Source organism: Vibrio sp. D417a (genome assembly GCF_030248595.1).
GTDB classification, from domain to species: domain Bacteria; phylum Pseudomonadota; class Gammaproteobacteria; order Enterobacterales; family Vibrionaceae; genus Vibrio; species Vibrio alginolyticus.
This window is the reverse complement of sequence record NZ_JAHGAM010000015.1, coordinates 203,708-223,898: the sequence shown is the minus strand read 5'-3', so window position 1 is coordinate 223,898 and position 20,191 is coordinate 203,708. Positions and strand designations below refer to the sequence as shown.

The following is a 20,191-nucleotide window of genomic DNA, read 5'->3' as shown; positions in this document are numbered from 1 at the left end:
CGCGATCAAAACGGCGTTACTATACCATGAAAGTCTTAAAAAAATCCTCTTGGATTTTAAATGACGGTCAGTGACGAGAAAAGGCAAATTAAGAAAGAATATTAACTGTGATATACAAAGTAATTTTTCATATTTTGAATATAAAAATGTGACACGGTTGTCTTTATTTCTCCGAGATTTGTGAGCTGTTTAATTAAATGAAAATTCATATTTTACTGCTTTCGCTCGCATGTTAGAGCCTCTTAAATTGACACAACATATAGAGTATTAACTCTATGTTATGGAGTCGTTTCCACTATTGATCGTAAATTTTCTCAAACCGCTAAGTAGTGGTATGATGAGTAGTATCGACCCTCAGAAATCAATATTGGATAAAAAGTAGAATGGTCATAAAGGCGAAAAGCCCTGCGGGATTCGCAGAAAAATATATTATCGAGAGCATTTGGAACGGCCGTTTTCCTCCAGGCTCAATTTTACCTGCTGAGCGCGAGCTGTCCGAACTGATTGGTGTTACTCGAACGACTTTAAGAGAGGTTCTTCAACGACTAGCCCGTGATGGATGGCTGACTATCCAGCACGGCAAACCTACGAAAGTTAACCAATTTATGGAGACCTCTGGTCTGCATATTTTGGATACTTTAATGACGCTAGACGTTGATAATGCGACAAACATTGTAGAAGATCTGCTTGCGGCACGTACTAACATCAGTCCTATCTTTATGCGCTATGCATTTAAAGCGAACAAAGAGAGCTCTGAGCGTACAATTAAGAATGTAATCGAATCTTGTGAAGCTTTAATGAATGCGGCTTCCTGGGACGAATTCATCGCTTCTTCGCCGTATGCTGAAAAAGTTCTGCAGAATGTGAAAGAAGATAACGAGAAAGATGAAGCGAAGCGTCAAGAAATCTTGATTGCTAAAACGTTCAACTTTTACGATTATATGCTTTTCCAGCGCCTAGCATTCCATTCAGGAAATCAAATTTACGGTTTGATCTTTAATGGTTTGAAGAAGCTCTACGATCGTGTCGGTAGCTACTACTTCTCAAATCCAGCTTCTCGTGAGCTAGCTCTGAAGTTTTACCATCAATTGCTCGAAACTTGTGAAAGTGGCCAGCGTGAGCAACTACCAGTAGTGATTCGTCATTATGGTATGGAAAGTGCGTTGATCTGGAACGAAATGAAAAAGCAATTACCAACGAACTTCACGGAAGACGACAGCTAAGCGCTGACAAGTTGAATAAACGAAAACCGCAGTGCCTTAGGCCTGCGGTTTTTTTGTTTTTATTTATAAGTCGGCGACGAACCAAGCACCAATAATAAGGTATGGAACGTTTATCCTGCTAGTGAGAGTCTGGGTAACGGTAGATATAATGACTCTACGACATCTGAAAGGACATGGTCGTAAGTATTGAAGATGGTCAATGACAAGTCCGATGTGACGCCATAAAGCTCTGCTTCTGTTAAGTCGACATGACTCCCTGTCACGTATTCATTTAGCGTCTGTATTGAGCGCGTGGAAGCAGGAGAGGTAATGCTAAGTGGAGCGATAACCGCTAGTTGGTTTAGCTTACGCATCATGACCGATGCATAATTTTTGAAACGTTCATTTCCGCCTTGCTCTCCTAAATCTTGAATGCTGATTCGCAACTGAGTCAGGGTCTCCAAGCTATCCATAATGTTTTGCCAGTTCATGTGATACTCATTATGCAAGTCATCTCTTTGTTCAACCGCTAGCCATGCGATGGTTACTTCATCCATCAAAAACAAGCAATGACGAATTAACTTACCATGCTCCATCTGGTTTCTTGCAACACTATGGTCATTCCATTGTTCAAGTAGTTTCCCTACTTTAATCTGTAATACGCGATACATGGGTTTGTTTTCAAACCGTGATGTTTCGACTAAAAGATGCAGCTTGTTAGTCAGAGCATCATGAAGAGCGTCCAATTTTTGTTGATCGTTTTGTTGGAATTGAAGCGAGTAGTGAGTAGCAGCTCGGTGGTGTCTCAGAAGGTGAACAACATCTCGCAACAATGTTAACAGCTGATATTTGCGCGCATGTTGCTGCTCTCGTTTAGAAGATAAGTGATATATTCCGGCTAAAATAGCGATGGACAATAGTGTGGAAATCAAAACAAACATAACCAACTCCTTGTTAGTGTTTGGACCTAGCAAGGAAGATTGCAGTTTTGATGCCACTAATTAAATTCTATTAAAACAGTAATTTAGGATTGTGATGGGAGAGGTGCTGTACAAGTTTGGTGCACAAATTCCCCAAAAGTGTGAATTCAGTCAAAAAAAGTCCCCGCTGAACTGGCGAGGACTTTTTAAATTTGATTGTAAAGCTACAACTTACATTACGCGCATACCAGGTTGAGCGCCTTCGTGTGGCTCAAGGATCCACAGGTCGCTACCACCAGGGCCTGCCGCTAGGATCATACCTTCAGACATACCAAACTTCATCTTACGAGGTTTTAGGTTTGCTACCATTACCGTTAGCTTGCCTTCTAGCTCTTCAGGTTTGTAAGCTGACTTGATGCCAGAGAATACCTGACGAGTTTCACCACCGATGTCCAATTGGAACTTAAGCAGTTTGTTGGCTTTTGGTACTTCTTCACAAGAGATGATACGAGCGATACGCATATCTACTGCAGCAAAAGCATCGAACTCAATCTCTTCAGCGATTGGTTCTTTGTCTAGCTCGGTTTGGCTAGCCTTGTTCTTTTCCGCTTCAGCTTTCTCTTTCGCCGCCATTTCTACCGCCGCATCTTCTTTAGACGCTTCGATCATAGCTTCAACATTCTTCGGATCGATACGGTTGAACAGTGCTTTGAACTTAGTGATCTCGTGGCCTGTTAGTGGAGCAGCGATGTTTTCCCAAGTTAGCTCTTGGTTTAGGAACGCTTCAGTACGCGCAGCTAGCGATGGCATTACTGGTTTCAGGTAAGTCATCAGTACGCGGAACAGGTTGATACCGACAGAACAGATGTCTTGTAGTTCCTGATCTTTGCCTTCTTCTTTTGCTACAACCCACGGTGCTTTCTCATCAACGTATTGGTTAGCTTTGTCTGCCAATGCCGTGATTTCACGGATTGCACGACCAAACTCACGCGTTTCGTAAAGCTCAGCGATACGGTCAGCAGCAGCAACAAATTCGTTGTAAAGTTCAGGCTCTGCAAAGTTGTCAGACAGTTTGCCTTCAAAACGTTTCGCGATGAAACCTGCGTTACGAGATGCAAGGTTAACGATCTTGTTAACAACGTCAGCGTTTACGCGCTGAGTGAAGTCTTCAAGGTTAAGATCTAGATCATCGATACGGCTGTTTAGCTTCGCAGCGTAGTAGTAACGTAGACACTCAGGGTCTAGGTGCTCTAGGTAAGTGCTTGCTTTTACGAACGTACCTTTAGACTTCGACATTTTCGCGCCGTTTACGGTTACGTAACCGTGTACGAATACGTTGTTAGGCTTGCGGAAGCCAGAACCTTCTAGCATTGCTGGCCAAAATAGGCTGTGGAAGTAAACGATGTCTTTACCGATGAAGTGGTACAGCTCTGCTGAGCTGTCTTTTTTCCAATACTCGTCGAAATCTAGGTCGTCGCGCTTGTCACATAGATTTTTGAAAGAGCCCATGTAGCCGATAGGCGCGTCTAGCCATACGTAGAAGAATTTGTTCTTCTCACCAGGGATCTCGAAGCCAAAGTATGGTGCATCACGTGAGATATCCCATTGCTGCAAACCAGATTCGAACCATTCTTGCATTTTGTTCGCTGTTTCAGCTTGTAGCGAGCCAGAGCGAGTCCACTCTTTTAGCATGCTTTCAAACTGAGGCAGGTCGAAGAAGAAGTGCTCTGAATCTTTCATTACTGGCGTCGCACCAGAAACCGCAGATTTAGGATTGATCAGTTCTGTTGGGCTATAAGTCTCACCACAGTTGTCACAGTTGTCACCGTACTGGTCTTCAGACTTACATTTTGGACAGGTACCTTTTACGAAACGGTCCGGTAAGAACATCTCTTTTTCTGGATCGAACAGCTGAGAGATAGTGCGGCTAGAGATAAAGCCATTTTTCTTCAACTCAAGATAAATGTGTGACGCTAGCTCACGGTTCTCATCTGAGTGTGTGCTGTGGTAGTTATCAAAGCTGATATCAAATCCAGCGAAGTCTTTTTGGTGCTCTTCGCTAACTGCGGCAATCATTTCTTCAGGAGTAATACCCATCTGTTGCGCTTTAAGCATGATTGGCGTGCCGTGAGCATCGTCAGCACAGATGAAGTTTACAGTGTTGCCGCGTAGGCGTTGGTAACGAACCCAAATGTCCGCTTGGATATGCTCAAGCATATGACCAAGGTGGATCGAACCGTTAGCGTACGGAAGGGCACAAGTTACCAGCATTTTCCTTGACGGAAAGTTTTTTGGATCGTTTGCCATACTTAATATTCGCTTTTCTTGATAGGTATAAATAAATTTTGATGGATAATACTACCCCATGAACTGACTAACTCCAAGGTGTCAAACTGCGGAATGCCTTAGTTTTTTTGGGGTTCTGGTTGAGCCTGGACGGTGGTAGCATGACATCTAAAAGGAGGGCTTATGCATCAGTTCACTTCAAAACAAGATTTTTGTCACTGGTTTAACCAATTCCAACATCCACAGTTGGTGGAAAACTGGGCAGATACTCATGGCGCAATTTCGATTACGACAAAGGGTTCTATTGATATAACGTTGCCATTCGCAAGTAATGAGCTTCAAACCGTACTGCATGACTGGATCAAACAGCAGCAAGCCTCGGGTAAAGTGGCTGAATTCCCATTTAATATTCGCCTTGGAGTTAAAGCTTTAGAAACTCAAGTGGCTAACTCGGTTAAGGGTGTTAAGAACATCATTGCTGTCAGTTCTGCGAAAGGTGGCGTTGGTAAATCTACTACCGCAGTTAACTTAGCGTTGGCGATTGCTCAATCTGGGGCGAAAGTGGGATTGTTGGATGCAGATATCTATGGTCCGTCTGTACCTATGATGTTGGGGCAAGAAGATGCTAAACCAGAAGTTCGTGATGGCAAGTGGATGGAACCCATTTTTGCTCACGGCATCTATACTCATTCTATCGGTTATTTGGTGGATAAATCAGAAGCGGCGATATGGCGCGGTCCAATGGCTTCAAAAGCATTGTCGCAGTTATTAACTGAAACAGATTGGCCAGATTTGGATTATTTGGTGATTGATATGCCGCCAGGTACGGGGGATATTCAATTGACTCTGTCACAACAAATTCCGGTAACAGGTAGCGTGCTAGTCACAACGCCGCAAGATTTAGCCCTTGCCGATGCAAGGAAGGGAGCGGCAATGTTTAACAAAGTCCATGTCCCGGTTATTGGTGTTGTGGAAAACATGAGTTATCACATTTGTAGTCAATGTGGCGCGAAAGAGCATATTTTTGGTATGGGCGGAGCTGAAAAAATGTCGCAAGAATTTGGCTTAGCATTGTTAGGACAAGTTCCGCTTCATATCTCTATGCGAGAAGATATTGACGCTGGCGTGCCAACGGTAGCAAGACGCCCAGAAAGTGAGCATGCAGGGTATTATAAGCAACTTGCCGATCGCGTATGTAGCACGATGTTTTGGCAAGGCAAAGCAAAACCAGATGCGATTAGCTTTACAATGGTGAACTAAGTTTACTATGCCTGTTGGTTGATAATTGCACATTTTAACGTTTGCTCGGAGGTTAATCCTCTGAGCAGGCAGAAACTTATGACTAAACCCTAATTCCAACTAGTAACTATGGGGTGAACTCCCTATAATCAGGCAGTTTATCTTTTTATGTGACTAGAAATCATCATCGGGTGCAAACTAATGTCTGATAATAATCAATGCGTCATCGTAGGTATTGCTGGCGCTTCTGCTTCTGGAAAAAGTCTGATCGCGAGCACTATTTATAATGAGCTTCGCGCGAAAGTAGGCGATCATCAAATCGGTGTCATCACGGAAGATTGCTACTACAACGACCAAAGCCACCTAAGCATGGAAGAGCGAGTAAAGACGAACTACGATCACCCGAGTGCGTTGGACCACGACCTACTGTGTGAGCACCTAGAAAAATTGGTACGTGGTGAAGCAGTAGAAGTGCCTGAGTACAGCTACACTGAGCACACAAGAACAATTAACACCACCACAATGACACCTAAAAAGGTGATCATTCTAGAAGGTATCCTTCTTCTTACAGACCCTCGTCTTCGTGATTTGATGCATGCGACAGTATTTATGGACACACCGTTAGATATTTGCTTGCTTCGCCGTGTTAAGCGTGATGTGGAAGAACGAGGCCGAACTATGGAGTCTGTTCTTAAGCAATACCAACAAACAGTACGTCCGATGTTCATGCAGTTTATCGAACCTTCTAAGCAATATGCGGACATTATTGTTCCTCGCGGTGGTAAAAACCGTATCGCAATTGATGTATTAAAAGCTCACATTGCAAGACTTTTGAAAGCTTAAGCCTATAGACGGCTATATCGCTTTATTTTTAAGAGAAGAAGTGGCACCTTAAGTGCCACTTCTTTTTTTGTTTTTAAATTAGTCAGTTGCAGGTTAAAACCAGACATTTTTCACGCTTTTGTGGAACTGTCAGCGGTAAATGGAGTCTGCGCTTATAATTGTAAAAACACTCGAGCAAGGAAAAACAAATGAAGAAACTGCTCTTAATTCTAGCAATACCGATTGTGGTCATTTTGGTCGCAATTTTAGCGTTAACCATCTTCGTCAATCCGAATCAGTTTAAACCCCTTATTGTTGAGCAAGCGCAAAAGCAAACGGGATTAGAGTTGGTGATTGAAGGGGATATCAGTTGGCAATTTTTCCCATCGATTGGCTTTGAGTTGGGACATACAGAGTTGCGAAACCCACAAGGCTTTAGTAAACCCAATTTATTCAAAGTTGATACCGTTGGTGTAGACATCTCTGTTATGCCACTTTTTAGTCAACAGCTTGAAATTGGAAACGTCACGCTTGATGGTGCTGAGTTCTACATTGAAACCAAGAAAGATGGCAGCAAGAATATTGATGCATTGACGAAAGCCCAAACACAACAAGCAGAACAAGAGAACAATGCTGCGCCTACGCAAAATGGTGAAACGCAAACTTCTGGTTCTGATTGGAGTATTAATCTTGCTGGCGTTACGGTTTCTAACGGTTCATTAGAAATGCAGGATAAGCAAGCCGGTAGTTACACCAAACTTTATGATATTTCATTAAACCTTTCCGAATTCGCTTTTGACAACTGGACAACGGCTGATTTTGGCGTGAAGGGCGAAATGAACGACCAAAAGTTCACCGCGAAAGGTCAGGCAGACTTTAAGCTAGAAAAAGGTTTGGCAAACTACGCGCTAAAGAACATCAACTTTGATGCGACATACTCTGACCCTGCCAATAAAATTGAATCGGCAACGATCGGTTTAGACACGTTTGAATTCGATAAAGTAAATAACCTGACTTATGCCATTAAGGGTGACGCTGGTGGTATGAAGTTAGATATGCAGGGTGCTGGTCAACTTAGCGTGGACAAGGCTATCAGCAAAGTACAGTTGGATAAGTTAACTCTTAAATCGACTTTTGAGGGTGATGCTTTACCTCAGTCCCCGATGAAAGTCGACATGGTGTCTGATCTGTCTTTCGACCTAACGAAAAACCATCTGAGTTTTGTTCTAGAGAAGTTAACAGCGAATGCTATCGCCTTAGATGGTAAGGCTGATGTGGCACTCGGTGATATTCCTAAAGTACGCTTTGCTCTCCATAGCCCCAATATCGATCTTGATGAGTTCTTAGGGTTAGATAAGCAAGCTGCCGAAGGTAATAAGCCTGCTTCTGGTGGCGAGAGTGCTCCTGCCGGACCTGAGGTTGAGCCTGATTTGTCTGCGTTGAAAACGTTAGATGTAAAGGGTGACATTACCATCGACAAATTCAAAGCGGCAAATGCGAAGATGGAAGCGGTAAAAACGAGCTTCACTGTAAATCGTGGCGTGTTTGAGCTTACATCTTTTAGTTCGAAGTTGTACCAAGGCTCAATCTCAGCGACAGCGAAGTTAGATGCACGCCAATCACCAGCGACTTACAGTGTTAAAAAGTCAATCAAAGGCGTGAAAGTTCAACCGCTACTTATAGACGTTGCTGAAAACGACAAACTTGAAGGGACAGGTAACATTGATGTGAATGTTACAGGTAAGAGTCTCACGCCTACCGGTATCAAGAAGAATCTATCTGGTACGGTTGTTATCAATTTTGCTGACGGTGCGGTGAATGGCATCAACGTTGCTCAGTTGATTCGTGAAAACTATGCGAAATTTAAAGGGCAAAAAGTTGAAGGCACCAATGAAGCTAAGAAAACAGACTTCAGTGCGATGACGGCGACATTGAAACTCAACAAAGGTGTTGTATCAACGGATAATATGCAAGCTCAGTCTCCATTGTTACGTGTTCGTGGTAAAGGTACCGCAAACTACATCAATGAAACAGTCGACTTTACTATCAGCACGTCAGTTGTAGGCAGCCTAGAAGGCCAGGGCGGTAAAGATATAGATGAGCTGAAAGACATCACGATTCCAATCAATGTGTCTGGTAAGTGGGCAGATCCTAAATTCAAGCTCGTATTCGATGATGTTCTGAAGCAGAAAGCTCAAAAAGAAATCGATCGTGGCGTGGAGAAGCTAACGGACAAAATCAAAGACGAGAAAACCAAAGATGCGGTCGATGGTTTATTGAAGAATCTTTTCAACTAACCGTGCGTGAAAATCAAAAGGGTTGGCATTTTGCCAACCCTTTTTAAATTACTCTGCGAGTGTTACCAATCGACGCCTTTGAGGGCTTTTACGCCAGATTCAAATGCGTGCTTTACATTTTTCACTTCAGAAACGGTATCGGCCATTTCAATCAGGGTTCGATGTGCGCCACGCCCAGTAATAATAACCGACTGCATTTTAGGTCTGTTGCTCAGTGCTTCGACCACTTCGTCTAAGTCGATGTAGCCGTAGCTCACCATATAAGTTAGCTCGTCAAACAAGATGACATCGATAGAGTCGTCTTGCAGCATGCGCTTACATTCTTGCCATACGCCTTGCGCTGCTTCGGTATCAGCGGCTTTGTTTTGAGTTTCCCACGTAAAGCCGGTTGCCATTACTTGGAATTCAACGCCGAGTTTCTCAAGTAGGTTGCGCTCACCGTTGTCCCAAGTACCTTTAATAAACTGCGCGACAGCACAATTCAAACCATGACCCACTGCGCGTGCGATCGTACCGAATCCTGATGTCGATTTACCTTTACCATTTCCGGTAATGATCAGTAGCAGACCTTTTTCCTCTTGAGCAGCAGCGATTTTTGCGTCTACCTGTTCTTTGACTTTTTGTTGGCGAGCTTTATGGCGTGCTTCTTTATTTTCTTCGATAGACATAATACTTCCTCAATTCCTTTTCGTGCTGTGCCCAAGCTAATTTGGGTTCATTGATTTATCTCGCTATGATAGACCAACATATCGTGAAGAAAAACCACCGATAATTCAGGGAATAAAATGAAGAAAATACTTGTTGTTTGTATGGGAAACATTTGTCGGTCACCAACTGGAGAGGCAGTGTTAAGAGCGAAAGCTCAAAAGCTAGGCGTTGAAGTAGAGGTTGATTCGGCAGGTACAATTGGCTACCACGCAGGAAACCGACCGGATTCAAGAGCGATGGCAGCAGGAAAGCAGCGAGGTTATTCTTTTAAAGGAATGCAAGCGCGCCAAGTCACCATTGATGACTTTGAAAAGTTTGACCTTATATTAGCCGCAGATAAAGCAAATTTGGCCGATTTATTGGATATTTGTCCGTTGAAGTATCGACACAAAGTATCGTTATTTTTAAGTCATTCTGAGTCAGGTTACGACGAAGTCCCGGACCCATATTATGGTGGGGAAGATGGCTTTGAACTGGTGCTTGATTTAATCGAAGAGGCATCAGACGCAATTTTGAAGAAGCTATAATCGCCGTGCTTGAAGACAATAGAAAAAGGGATGAGCTCAGCTCATCCCTTTTTATTCGTGTTAACCCGCTAGTATGTCGGTTGCGACTTTGTAGCTTGGGTCTTCCTTCACGTTAATTTCAACCAAGCTGCCAGCTTTGTCCAAAAGTTTACGACAATCTGGGCTTAGGTGACGAAGGTGCAGCGTTTTACCTTGAGCATTGTAACGCTCAGCCAGTGTTTCAATGGCTTCAATTGCAGAGTGATCTGTCACGCGAGAGTCTGCAAAATCGACAATCACATCTTTTGGATCTTCAGGCGCGTTAAACAACTCCAGGAAGTTAGCCGCAGAGCCAAAGAAAATAGGGCCGTGAATCTTGTACTCTTTTGAACCTTCCTCGTTTAAGCACGTGTCGGCATAGATGTGCTTAGCGTGTTGCCATGCAAACATTAATGCAGAAACGATAACACCAACCGCTACGGCAACAGCAAGGTCAGTAAGAACAGTAACAACGGTCACAAGAACAATAACGAAGAAGTCTTGCTTCGGTACGCGGCGTGCTAGCTTAAATGTTGCCCATTCGAATGTACCAATGACAACCATGAACATCACACCAACCAGAGCAGCGAGTGGGATCATTTCAATTAGCGAAGAAGCGAATAAGATAAACATCAATAGAGCGATAGCCGCAACGATACCAGATAGACGGCCGCGACCACCTGAGTTTACGTTGATCATCGACTGACCAATCATCGCACAACCACCCATTGCGCCAAACACAGAACACGTCATGTTTGCCATACCTTGACCGATACATTCGCGGTTAGATTGACCACGAGTATTCGTCATCTCATCTAAAACTGTCAGTGTTAGTAGAGATTCAATTAGACCAATGGCCGCTAGAATGATCGCGTATGGAAGAATGATTTGTAGAGTTTCTAGCGTAAATGGCACCGCCGGAATAGAGAAGGTCGGCAGTGAACCTGCAAGTGTTGCCGCTTCATCACCAGACATTGTACGCAGGAAGTCAACAACAGTACGAGTTTCCAGATCCAAACCAACCACTAAAGCAGTCACCGTTACGATTGCAACAAGTGAAGAGGGTACAGCCGTTGTGATTTTTGGTAGAAAGTGAATGATTGCCATAGTTAGCGCAACCAAACCAAGCATTAGTAGCATTTGGTCTTGTGGTAGCCAAGTAAGCATGCCGTTGATATCTGGCGCTTTAAACTGACCCAACTGAGCTAGGAAGATAACAATAGCCAGACCGTTCACAAAACCAATCATCACAGGGTGAGGCACGATACGGATGAACTTACCCAATTTAAACATACCAGCGGCAATTTGAAGTATACCAGCGAGCATGATGGCTGCGAATAGGTACTGGACACCGTGAGTCGCGACAAGCGAAACCATTACGACTGCCATGGCACCTGTTGCACCAGAGATCATGCCGGGACGACCACCGAAAATGGAAGTAATAAGACCAACGATGAATGCAGCGTAAAGACCGACCATCGGATCTACGCCTGCGACGAACGCAAATGCGACAGCTTCAGGAACCAATGCTAGCGCAACGGTTAAGCCTGATAGCACATCATTTTTTACGGAGTGCTTAGAAAATTGGGGAAATTCGAACATGTTTGTTTTTAAGTTCTCTTTGCAATGAGTTAAACCCGACACATATTCGTATTTGCACAAGCCACTGAGTGGTTGATTTCTAATCAAACATTGCAGTGTAAACCGTAGTATTAAAAGAGCAGCATCAGAATGGTGTCGAAAACTTGAGTCGGCGCATGCTACCGAAAAGTGTGATTAAGTTCAAGAATGATACGAATAATGGCGTACAAATGTGATCACGAATTGGTATTTATATGAACAATTTATAGGGCAAATATGAAGATAAAAAAGGCTACCAGATGGTAGCCTTTAATTTATTTATGCCGTTAAGCAGTTGAACGTAATGATTTAGCCTAGTTAAAGTTAGGCTTTGTCATCTCTGCTGATGCGCGGTTTTTAGCCACTTGGCTACCCGCACCTTTAGCTTGGTAACGTTCGGTTTTGAACGGTGCTGCTGCAACCGTGATTTCGCGTAGCTCTTGAGGGCCAGGTGCTTTAGTCATCGGTGCGCTAGCGTTTAGCTTAGCCGCAACTTTAATGGCTTCGACTTTAGGCTCTGATTTAGCTACTGGCGCTTCGGCTACAATCTCTTTTGCTGCTTCAACGATAGGCTCTTCAGTAGGTGCCGTTTCTACAATGGCATCAACCGGTTCAGCATGTTCAGTTACAGGAGTTTCAACGATAGGCTCTACCGATGCTGTTTCTACTACTGCCGATTCAGTTTTTTCTGCGATTACTGCTTCCACAACAGGTGCTTCCACTTTCGCTTCAACTGTTTCTTGAATCTTTGATTCAACAACTGGCGCTTCTGTTACAACAGGTTGCTCGCGGCGAATAATCACTTTACCCATAGCCATCTCTGGACAAGCAAAACCACCTTGCATTGTAGGTACTGCTGCTACTGTTTCTTCCTTAACTTGCTCTTCTTTCTTAGGTGCTGGTTTCGGAATGTAGCGTGGCATTACTTTACCCATAGCCATCTCAGGAGAAGCTACACCACCTTTACGCAGGCGGAACGGGTTAGGACGGCGATCGCGGCCACGGCGACGGCGCTGGCCGCTTGCACGCAGGTGACGTGGCGAACGACGGTTACGACGTTGCTTAGACTCTGCTTGCTTGTTGTCTTGTTGTGCTTCTACCGCTGCTTCTGTTGGCTTCTCAACTTTAGCTTCAACCGTTTCTTGAGTCTTAACCGCTGTTTCTTCGGCTTTCTTCTCAATAGCTTCTTGGTCCTTAACGCGTACAGACTTGTTCAATTTGCGACGTTGGCGGCGCTCTTTCACTTTTTCTGCTTTCGCATTTTGCTGCTTCGGTTTGCTCTCTTCTGGTTTTGTTTCAGTACGAGCTTCCGCTGCTAGCTGCAGACCTTTTTCCGCTACTTTTGCGTTTGCTTTCTGCTCTTGGGCTTTATCTGCCTGTTGAGCTTTAGGTTTACGCTTTTGGTTGCGGTTTTGCTGTTTATTGGTTTGTTGTTGAGCTTCGTTTTGCTCATTCGCTTGCTCATCACGAGGCTTACGACGACGTCGGTTATCGCGATTGTCGCGGTTATCACGATTATCGCGCTGGTTGTTATTGCGACGACGATCGTTGCGATCACGCTTGTTACGTCGATTATCGCGATTTGGTTTTTTCTCTTCCTGAGGTTTCTGTTCTTCTTTTGTTTCTTCAGAACCACCGAATAGGAAGCTACCAAGTGCTTTAAACAGACGGCTGAACAATCCAGGTTTCTCTTCTTGTTCAACGTTTTGTTCTTTCTTCTTCGCCTCAGGAGCTGGTTTAGCTGCTGGTGCAGGTGCGGTTTGAGACGGAGCAGCAAAGCCTTTAAGAACTGGCTCTTCAATTCGTTTTGGTTTTACGTCAACTTCCGCTGGCTCTTTACCTTCTGCTTCTTTCATTGCTTCCAGTTTCTTAGGAAGTAAGTAAGAAATCAGATCGAACTCTTCGCCTTCACGAACACGGATAACTTCAAAGTGCGGTGTTTCCATATCAGAGTTAGGAACAACCGTAATTTTCACTTCTTGAATGCGTTCGATATGGTTTACTGAACGACGTTTTTCGTTCAATAAGTAAGAGGCGATTGGCACAGGTACGACTGCAAGTACTTGTGCTGTGTTGTCTTTTAGCGCTTCCTCTTCAATTAAACGAAGTACAGAAAGTGCTAGAGATTCGTTGTCGCGAACGACACCAGTTCCGCTACAGCGAGGACAGATGTGATGGCTTGCTTCTGCAAGAGAAGGGCTCAAGCGCTGGCGTGACATCTCCAACAAACCAAAGCGAGAAATACGACCGATTTGTACACGAGCGCGATCAAGACGAACGGCTTCACGTAGACGGTTTTCTACTTCTCGTTGGTGACGAACCGGGGTCATATCGATAAAGTCGATAACCACTAAGCCACCCAAGTCACGTAGACGTAATTGGCGAGCAATTTCGTCGGCTGCTTCTAGGTTCGTGTTTAGAGCTGTTTCTTCAATATCGCCGCCCTTGGTTGCACGAGCAGAGTTGATATCGATAGACGTTAGTGCTTCAGTCGGGTCAATAACAATAGAACCGCCAGATGGCAGACGCACTTCACGTTGGAAAGCCGATTCAATTTGGCTTTCGATTTGGTAGTGGCTGAATAGTGGAACTTCGCCTTCATATTTCTTAACGCGGTTAAGGAAATCAGGGCGCACCAATTGAATGTGCTCTTTTGCACGTTCGTAGATGGTGTTGCTATCAATTAAGATTTCGCCAATATCACGACGCAAATAGTCACGGATTGCACGAACGATAACGTTACTTTCTTGGTGGATTAAGAATGGAGCAGGGTTAGAGTCCGCTGCACCTTTGATTGCACCCCAGTGGTTAAGTAGTACATTCAAATCCCACTCAAGTTCTTCAGCACTCTTGCCAACGCCAGCAGTACGTACGATTAGGCCCATGCCCTGAGGCAGTTCCAAAGTACTTAATGCGGCTTTTAGTTGAGTACGCTCGTCACCTTCGATTCGACGAGAAATACCGCCAGCACGAGGGTTGTTAGGCATCAGAACAAGGTAACTACCAGCAAGAGAAATGAAAGTAGTAAGAGCAGCGCCCTTGCTTCCACGTTCTTCTTTTTCCACTTGAACGATAACTTCTTGGCCTTCCGTTAGCACTTCTTTGATGCTTGGACGACCTTGGTAGGTGTAACCTTCAGGGAAATATTCGCGGGCAATTTCTTTGAGAGGGAGGAAACCGTGACGCTCGGCGCCGTAATCAACAAATGCGGCTTCTAAGCTTGGTTCGATACGTGTGATACGTCCTTTGTAGATATTCGCTTTTTTAGATTCATGTCCTGGACTCTCGATATCAAGATCGAAAAGTCGCTGGCCATCAACCAGAGCGACACGCAACTCTTCTTTTTGAGTTGCGTTAATTAACATTCTTTTCATTGAAAATTCTCGTTGTCTTTTCTTTTATATCTTTCTTGTCGACTTGCCACTGTTTTTTCGCTCTTTCACGGTGCCTGATCCCATGGCTTGTATTTTGCAGCCTCCCGGCTGGAAGGGGATGCTCTCGGGCACTTCAGTCATCACAAGCCTCTTGTGGTTTCTGTTGGAAACGTAGACTTGTGACCCGCTATTTGGGCGGTAGGTACTCAACGTGAATATGCGAGGAGTAGGGTGGCAAGAGTGTTGAATTCGATGTGTCTCACGCCAATGCTGCACTCGACCTTCAACGATCTACTCACATTGCTTGAGGATAAATGATTGGTAATGAATAAAATGTAACCAAACCTTCCTTAGCAGCTGTGAACTATAGCAGTGCGCGTGGCTATCAGCAATCTGCTTTCACGCAAACGATAGAAAATTTGCCGCTAAACTCAAAATTTCTATTTTATAACTGGCTGTTTCATAAGCAATTGAGATGTGCAAACTGTTCAAGACAGAAAACAAATTGAGAACTTGATTGAGAGTTTTAATAATTTAAACAAAAGCTTGGCGAAATTTAGACCAGTATGTGCCACCGAGTGTTTCTTTTACGACAAGAATAATGTGAAGTCGCACGAAATTGAGTTTACAATACCGCCCATGAACGAAATAAGAACAAAAGTCCAGTTCGTCGACATCGACGAAGATATGGCGGGTCAGCGCATTGATAATTTTTTGCGCAACCAATTAAAAGACATTCCTAAAAGCATGATTTACCGAATTGTGCGTAAGGGCGAAGTGCGCGTAAATAAAAAGCGTATAAAAGCAGAGTACAAGTTAAAAGCAGGCGATCTCGTTCGTATTCCACCGGTGACCGTCGAGAAAAAAGATGACGATGTCGCACCAAGTACGAAACTTAACAAAGTCGCTGAGTTGGAAAATATGATTATCTTCGAAGATGACCATATGTTGATTCTAAACAAACCATCTGGCACCGCTGTGCATGGTGGCAGTGGTTTAAAGTTTGGTGCGATTGAAGCGCTTAGGGCTCTGCGTCCTCAAGCTCGCTTTCTTGAACTTGTGCATCGTATTGACCGTGATACTTCAGGGATTTTGCTGGTTGCTAAGAAGCGTTCTGCACTTCGTCACTTGCAAGCCCAGTTTCGTGAAAAGACAGTAAAGAAGTTTTACTTAGCTCTTGTCATGGGGCAATGGAAAAGCAGTTGTAAGGTTGTGAACGCGCCACTGCTCAAAAACGAAGTGAACAGTATTGTTCGTGTTAACCCTAATGGTAAGCCGTCAGAAACGCGTTTTAAGATTTTGGAAAAGTTCGAACAAGCTACATTGATTCAGGCGAGTCCGATTACTGGTCGAACTCACCAAATACGAGTTCATACGCAATACACCGGTCACCCAATCGCTTGGGATGATCGCTACGGTGATCGTCGCTTTGATGCTTACACAGGTCAAGTTGGTTTAGATCGTTTGTTCCTACACGCGGCAAACATCAAGTTCCAACACCCATCAAATGATGAGTGGATGGAAATCAACGCACCGATGGAACCGAAACTAGAAAAAGTGTTGGCGGGTTTAAGAAACGCGTAACCATGTTTTCCTCGCGGATGCAAAAGGGAGCCTGTGGCTCCCTTTTATCGTATTTGGGTTAAAGGACATCGAGTCCTTGAACATGCAACATATCAATCAAATCAATCAATGGTAGTCCGACAAGTGTGTTCGGGTCTTTACCGACTAATTTCGTAAACAAGCAAATTCCCATGCCTTCGCTTTTAAAGCTGCCTGCGCAGTAAAAAGGTTCTTCCCTGTCGACGTAGCGTTCGATTTGTTCAAGTGTTAAATCTCTAAAGTGCACCTCGAAAGAATCAAAGCCGACTTCTGTATGGTTTGTGACGGTGTTATGTACCGCAAGACCAGTATAGAAAGTGATGACTTTTCCACTTTGAGCCAAAAGTTGATTTATCGCGTTATCTCTATTTAAAGGCTTGCCAACGATTTCACCATTAATGACACAAACTTGGTCACTGCCGATAACTAAACTTGCTTTATCCGTCTGGCAAGATATTGCTTTCTCTTGGGCCAGTCTCTGTACAAGTTCAGTTGGCGTTTCTTGGTCAAAAGGTGTTTCATCGCAATCAGGTGGTAAACAAACGAATGGTAGTGAGAGCTTTTCAAGCAGTTGTTTACGAAAAGGGGAAGTTGAGGCTAAAACCAGTTGGTAATTTTTCATTTTGAATTACAATTCGTGGGAGCATTTCCAATAGGATAATCGATCAAAAATGATTCTGGCTAATGCTCTGTATGTTAAGCGTAAAAAAGTACAACTTTTTTGCCTTTTTCTTTGACTAATTTTGATTTGGAAGATAATATTCGCGCCCTATGCAAAAGGTAAAAATACCGCGAACGGTTGACCCAGCTAAAGCTGCACAGAAACGATTGGATTACGATGGCATCATCCAAGCTAGTCTTTTCAAGCGCTTAGTGGAAACAACTGAAGGCGTAAAACGCGACGCAGAAGTCTCATTGTCATTTGGGATGGATGAACAGCGACTCGTTGTTATCTCTGGTAAAGCTAACATCGAAGTCGATTTAGAGTGTCAGCGTTGTAATGAGGTATTCGCACATGAGTGCGAAGTTGAATTCCTTTCTACTCCTTACTACGGTGAGAAAACAGAACAGGAAGCACCAGAAATTTATGATTTGGTAGATCTAAATGAATATGGTGAATTAGACCTCATACAACTTGTTGAAGACGAGTTCATCTTAGCATTACCTCAAATTGCGATGCACGATGAAGCGGATTGTAGCGTTGATTCAAATAACATGGTTTTTGGTGAGATTCCTGAAGAAATTGAGGAAGAAAAACCGAATCCATTCGACGTTTTGAAAAGTCTGAAAAAGTAATAGGTGTGGTAGCCGATTCTTCTTCAGGTTTTTAACCCAATAGTATAGGAGTAGGGTCAATGGCCGTACAGAAAAACCGTAAAACTCGTTCTAAGCGCGGTATGCGTCGTTCACACGATGCGCTAACTACAGCTGCTCTATCTGTAGACGCGACTTCTGGTGAAACTCACCTACGCCACAACGTAACTGCTGAAGGTTACTACCGTGGTCAAAAGGTTATCAACAAGTAAGGTTGAACCTTTGCAAAGTATTACCGTTGCACTTGATGCAATGGGCGGGGATTTCGGTCCACGCGTAACAGTGCCTGCCGCCGTGCAGGCACTGTCTCATTTCCCAGAGCTAAAAGTGATTCTTATTGGTGATCAATCTCTGATCACGTCTCAATTATCTCAACTCGGTACCTCGACCAGTTCTCGCTTGACTATTCTTCACAGCGAGAAAGTTATCTCGAACTCAGAAAAACCTTCATTGGCGTTACGTAATAGCCAAAATAGTTCTATGCGTATGGCTATCGATTTGGTTTCTGAGCAGAAAGCGGATGCTTGTGTTAGTGGTGGCAACACCGGTGCATTAATGGCACTATCGCGTTTCATTCTTAAGTTACTTCCTGGCATTGAACGTCCTGCTTTAGTTTCCGCTTTACCGACGATTACCGGAAAGCGTACTTGGATGCTGGATCTGGGGGCGAATGTATCGTGCGATGCTGATAGCTTGTTCCAATTTGCTGTAATGGGCAGTGCATTAGCTGAAGAACACTTGGGTCGTCCTCCTCGCGTTGCTGTACTCAATATTGGCGCAGAAGAGATTAAAGGTAACGATTTAGTCAAACGTTGCGCAGAAATGCTTTCTCAGACCGATGCGATTAACTTTGTCGGTTATATTGAAGGTAATCAAATTTTGCATGATGTTGCGGACGTCATTGTTTGTGATGGATTTGTCGGCAACGTATGCTTAAAAGCCAGTGAGGGAACAGCTCAACTTTTTATCGAAAAAATTAAAACCAGCATAATGGCATCAACGATAAAGGGTTGGATAGCTAGAAAGTTGTTTTCTAGGCTGTTTAATGAACTAAAAACACTGAACCCCGACCAGTATAACGGCGCAAGTTTGCTAGGATTGCGCGGCATTGTCATAAAAAGCCATGGAAGTGCGGATGTATCTGCGATTGTCAATGCACTTGGCGAGGCAGTACACGAGGTCAAACGACAAGTACCAAGCCGTATTAGCGATCGTTTGGAAGCGGTTTTACTCGAGAGGCATTATTAGTCTTCATGTATAGCAAAATTTTAGGTACTGGCAGCTACCTGCCATCTCAGGTGCGTACAAACGCAGATCTAGAGAAAATGGTAGATACAAGTGATGAGTGGATCGTTGCTCGCACAGGTATTAAAGAGCGTCGAATTGCTGCAGAAAACGAAACTGTAGCAGACATGGCATTCTACGCAGCTGAAAACGCTATCGATATGGCGGGTATTGATAAAAACGATATCGACCTGATTATCGTAGCCACAACGAGCAGTAGCCATACTTTCCCTTCATCTGCGTGTCAGGTGCAGGCAAAGCTTGGCATTAAAGGTTGTCCAGCTTTTGACTTAGCCGCTGCTTGTTCTGGTTTTGTGTACGCATTATCTGTTGCAGACCAACATATCAAATCTGGTATGTGCAAAAACGTACTTGTGATTGGTTCAGATGCTTTGTCTAAAACGTGTGATCCGACAGACCGTTCAACCATCATCCTATTTGGTGATGGTGCCGGAGCCGTTGTCGTAGGCGCTAGCCAAGAGCCTGGCATTATCTCTACCCACATATACTCGGATGGTCAATTCGGAGAGCTTCTAAGCCTACCTGTACCTGTGCGGGGGCAAGATGCGGATAAATGGCTTCATATGGCTGGGAACGAAGTATTCAAAGTCGCTGTAACTCAGCTATCGAAACTAGTAAAAGATACGCTTGAAGCCAACAACATGCATAAGTCTGAACTAGACTGGCTAGTGCCGCACCAAGCGAACTACCGCATTATTTCAGCGACAGCGAAGAAACTTTCGATGTCACTAGACCAAGTCGTGATTACACTTGATAAACACGGCAACACATCGGCTGCAACTGTGCCAACAGCACTAGATGAAGCGGTACGTGATGGTCGTATTAAACGCGGTCAAACTCTGCTTCTTGAAGCGTTTGGCGGCGGATTCACTTGGGGCTCAGCCCTTGTGAAGTTCTAAGTTTCACAAGAATTCAAAATTTAAGGTGCACTTGGTGCATCTTATTTCTTTTTACTTT

16 protein-coding genes are annotated in these 20,191 nt (G+C 44.0%); 10 read left to right on the top strand and 6 right to left on the bottom strand.

The window, feature by feature from the left end:
- Nucleotides 1-383 precede the first annotated feature (383 nt).
- The gene (gene fadR, locus KI742_RS14775) at nt 384-1,223 is read left to right on the top strand and encodes a fatty acid metabolism transcriptional regulator FadR (RefSeq protein ID WP_005380824.1); all 840 of its coding nucleotides are present in this window, start codon (nt 384-386) and stop codon (nt 1,221-1,223) included.
- 110 nt (nt 1,224-1,333) lie between these two features.
- On the opposite strand, the gene KI742_RS14770 is transcribed toward fadR, so the two are convergent.
- Nucleotides 1,334-2,143, bottom strand: coding sequence for a hypothetical protein (locus KI742_RS14770; protein WP_017821380.1), 810 nt, complete (start codon nt 2,141-2,143; stop codon nt 1,334-1,336).
- 210 nt (nt 2,144-2,353) lie between these two features.
- On the bottom strand, nt 2,354-4,429 hold the full coding sequence (metG, locus tag KI742_RS14765; protein ID WP_053306621.1) for a methionine--tRNA ligase: 2,076 nt from the start codon (nt 4,427-4,429) through the stop codon (nt 2,354-2,356).
- Between the two features lie 162 nt (nt 4,430-4,591).
- Here metG and apbC point away from each other — a divergent pair, with 162 nt between their 5' ends.
- The 3 genes from apbC (at nt 4,592) to KI742_RS14750 (ending at nt 8,766) form a co-directional block, all read left to right on the top strand.
- Nucleotides 4,592-5,668 carry an iron-sulfur cluster carrier protein ApbC gene (gene apbC, locus KI742_RS14760; protein WP_132936840.1) on the top strand — a complete coding sequence of 359 codons (1,077 nt, stop codon included), beginning with the start codon at nt 4,592-4,594 and terminating at the stop codon, nt 5,666-5,668.
- A 180-nt stretch (nt 5,669-5,848) separates the two neighbouring features.
- Nucleotides 5,849-6,490, top strand: a complete 642-nt coding sequence (gene udk, locus KI742_RS14755; RefSeq protein ID WP_005380833.1) for a uridine kinase — start codon at nt 5,849-5,851, stop codon at nt 6,488-6,490.
- Nucleotides 6,491-6,678: 188 nt separating this feature from the next.
- Entirely contained in the window at nt 6,679-8,766 is a 2,088-nt protein-coding gene (locus KI742_RS14750; protein ID WP_258641155.1) for an AsmA family protein, read from the top strand.
- A gap of 62 nt (nt 8,767-8,828) precedes the next feature.
- Here KI742_RS14750 and cobO read toward each other — a convergent pair whose 3' ends face one another.
- The gene (cobO, locus tag KI742_RS14745) at nt 8,829-9,434 is read right to left on the bottom strand and encodes a cob(I)yrinic acid a,c-diamide adenosyltransferase (protein WP_005380837.1); all 606 of its coding nucleotides are present in this window, start codon (nt 9,432-9,434) and stop codon (nt 8,829-8,831) included.
- A 117-nt stretch (nt 9,435-9,551) separates the two neighbouring features.
- Here cobO and KI742_RS14740 point away from each other — a divergent pair, with 117 nt between their 5' ends.
- Nucleotides 9,552-10,001: a low molecular weight protein-tyrosine-phosphatase gene (locus tag KI742_RS14740; RefSeq protein ID WP_025767219.1), complete on the top strand. Its 450-nt coding sequence runs from the start codon at nt 9,552-9,554 to the stop codon at nt 9,999-10,001.
- 60 nt (nt 10,002-10,061) lie between these two features.
- Here KI742_RS14740 and KI742_RS14735 read toward each other — a convergent pair whose 3' ends face one another.
- Both KI742_RS14735 and rne read right to left on the bottom strand, forming a co-directional pair.
- Entirely contained in the window at nt 10,062-11,621 is a 1,560-nt protein-coding gene (locus KI742_RS14735) for a SulP family inorganic anion transporter (RefSeq protein ID WP_005380840.1), read from the bottom strand.
- Nucleotides 11,622-11,953: 332 nt separating this feature from the next.
- Nucleotides 11,954-15,013, bottom strand: coding sequence for a ribonuclease E (gene rne, locus KI742_RS14730; protein WP_285385573.1), 3,060 nt, complete (start codon nt 15,011-15,013; stop codon nt 11,954-11,956).
- Nucleotides 15,014-15,652: 639 nt separating this feature from the next.
- Here rne and rluC point away from each other — a divergent pair.
- Nucleotides 15,653-16,597, top strand: a complete 945-nt coding sequence (gene rluC / locus KI742_RS14725; protein ID WP_021033985.1) for a 23S rRNA pseudouridine(955/2504/2580) synthase RluC — start codon at nt 15,653-15,655, stop codon at nt 16,595-16,597.
- A gap of 58 nt (nt 16,598-16,655) precedes the next feature.
- On the opposite strand, the gene KI742_RS14720 is transcribed toward rluC, so the two are convergent.
- Nucleotides 16,656-17,237 carry a nucleoside triphosphate pyrophosphatase gene (locus KI742_RS14720; protein WP_054729223.1) on the bottom strand — a complete coding sequence of 194 codons (582 nt, stop codon included), beginning with the start codon at nt 17,235-17,237 and terminating at the stop codon, nt 16,656-16,658.
- Nucleotides 17,238-17,386: 149 nt separating this feature from the next.
- Here KI742_RS14720 and yceD point away from each other — a divergent pair, with 149 nt between their 5' ends.
- The 4 genes from yceD to KI742_RS14700 are packed head-to-tail and all read left to right on the top strand — an operon-like array spanning nt 17,387 to nt 20,133.
- On the top strand, nt 17,387-17,911 hold the full coding sequence (yceD, locus tag KI742_RS14715) for a 23S rRNA accumulation protein YceD (protein ID WP_005387307.1): 525 nt from the start codon (nt 17,387-17,389) through the stop codon (nt 17,909-17,911).
- A gap of 59 nt (nt 17,912-17,970) precedes the next feature.
- Complete coding sequence (gene rpmF, locus KI742_RS14710) at nt 17,971-18,141, top strand: 50S ribosomal protein L32 (RefSeq protein WP_005396978.1); 171 nt, start codon at nt 17,971-17,973, stop codon at nt 18,139-18,141.
- 10 nt (nt 18,142-18,151) lie between these two features.
- On the top strand, nt 18,152-19,177 hold the full coding sequence (plsX, locus tag KI742_RS14705; RefSeq protein WP_017633846.1) for a phosphate acyltransferase PlsX: 1,026 nt from the start codon (nt 18,152-18,154) through the stop codon (nt 19,175-19,177).
- A 5-nt stretch (nt 19,178-19,182) separates the two neighbouring features.
- Complete coding sequence (locus tag KI742_RS14700) at nt 19,183-20,133, top strand: beta-ketoacyl-ACP synthase III (RefSeq protein ID WP_017821385.1); 951 nt, start codon at nt 19,183-19,185, stop codon at nt 20,131-20,133.
- Nucleotides 20,134-20,191 lie beyond the last annotated feature (58 nt).